This window comes from Escherichia sp. KCJ4928, assembly GCF_004352695.1.
GTDB lineage: Bacteria > Pseudomonadota > Gammaproteobacteria > Enterobacterales > Enterobacteriaceae > ECMA0423.
Genome location: NZ_SJWV01000377.1, coordinates 1 through 1,647, shown reverse-complemented (window position 1 = coordinate 1,647; position 1,647 = coordinate 1). Strand labels below are relative to the sequence as shown.

The following is a 1,647-nucleotide window of genomic DNA, read 5'->3' as shown; positions in this document are numbered from 1 at the left end:
AAGTAACACTTAAAAAATACATAACAATTATATTTTCAATTGCACTCATTCATTTTTGTGATGATATTCTGAATGGAATTAAGCGATAAGGTAATAGAAAGCACTGTAAATTAGAAGATTAATTCATAATTTACAGTGCATTAAAGACAAATGTTTACAGCGTTGGGGGGAGAGTCTCTGGATCTGGCTGCTTTTTAATCTCAGTACTGCGATTTTCCAGTTCGCTCATTCTTTGTTCAAGCAGCGCCAGTTTCTCACGAGTCCGTAACAGGACTTGCGTTTGGACGTCGAACTCTTCACGGCTTACAAGGTCGAGGCGCGTCAGCTGAGCTTGTAGGGTTTGGCGGATTTTTTTCTCCACATCTTCCCCGAACTCCCTGATTCCTTTAGGCATTGATTCGTGAACCTGGCGAGCGATTTGCTCAATTTTTTTCGGGTCAATCATTGTAGTTTCCCTGTACTGATAGGTGTTGAGTGCCATTGTAGTGCGATAAGGGTAAGTCATAAACCAGAATTATGTGAAGCTATGCGTTGCTGCCGCTAATCATTAGCGTTATAGTGAATCCGCTTATTCTCAGGGCGGGGCGAAATTCCCCACCGGCGGTAAATCAACTCAGTTGAAAGCCCGCGAGCGCTTTGGGTGCGAACTCAAAGGACAGCAGATCCGGTGTAATTCCGGGGCCGACGGTTAGAGTCCGGATGGGAGAGAGTAACGATTCTGTCGGGCATGGACCCGCTCACGTTATTTTGGCTATATGCCGCCACTCCTAAGACTGCCCTGATTCTGGTAACCATAATTTTAGTGAGGTTTTTTTACCATGAATCAGACGCTACTTTCCTCTTTTGGTACGCCTTTCGAACGTGTTGAAAATGCACTGGCTGCGCTGCGTGAAGGACGCGGTGTAATGGTGCTTGATGATGAAGACCGTGAAAACGAAGGCGATATGATCTTCCCGGCAGAAACCATGACCGTTGAGCAGATGGCGCTGACCATTCGCCACGGTAGCGGTATTGTTTGCCTGTGCATCACTGAAGATCGCCGTAAACAACTTGATCTGCCAATGATGGTAGAAAATAACACCAGCGCCTATGGCACCGGTTTTACCGTGACCATTGAAGCGGCTGAAGGTGTGACTACCGGTGTTTCTGCCGCTGATCGAATTACGACCGTTCGCGCAGCGATTGCCGATGGCGCAAAACCTTCTGATCTGAATCGCCCGGGCCACGTTTTCCCACTTCGCGCGCAGGCAGGTGGTGTACTGACGCGTGGCGGTCATACTGAAGCGACTATTGATTTGATGACGCTGGCAGGCTTTAAACCGGCTGGTGTGCTGTGTGAGTTGACTAATGACGATGGCACGATGGCGCGTGCACCAGAGTGCATTGAGTTTGCCAATAAACACAATATGGCGCTCGTGACTATTGAAGACCTGGTGGCATACCGTCAGGCACATGAGCGTAAAGCCAGCTGAAAACCGCTGCTTAATTACTGCCTTAATCAAGAAACCGAAGTTGTAGCTGGCTTCGGTTTTTATTTTGCCCTGCTATGCAAGATGTTAATTCCGCTTCTCTTTCTATGAGAAAATTTCATTAATATCAGGCATTCTTTTTCATTATGATCAAAATCATATAATGGTTCCGTTATTA

General features: G+C 46.6%; 2 protein-coding genes and 1 riboswitch. Of the genes, one reads left to right on the top strand and one right to left on the bottom strand.

Features of this window, described 5'->3' with window-relative positions:
* Window positions 1-154: 154 nt before the first annotated feature.
* On the bottom strand, window positions 155-445 hold the full coding sequence (gene ubiK / locus E0D98_RS23995) for a ubiquinone biosynthesis accessory factor UbiK (protein WP_001297598.1): 291 nt from the start codon (window positions 443-445) through the stop codon (window positions 155-157).
* Between the two features lie 121 nt (window positions 446-566).
* A riboswitch (FMN riboswitch) is annotated at window positions 567-715 on the top strand.
* 103 nt (window positions 716-818) lie between these two features.
* Between ubiK and ribB the strand changes: the two genes are divergently transcribed.
* A complete protein-coding gene (gene ribB / locus E0D98_RS23990; RefSeq protein ID WP_001076997.1) occupies window positions 819-1,472 on the top strand; it encodes a 3,4-dihydroxy-2-butanone-4-phosphate synthase in 654 nt (217 codons plus the stop codon).
* Window positions 1,473-1,647 lie beyond the last annotated feature (175 nt).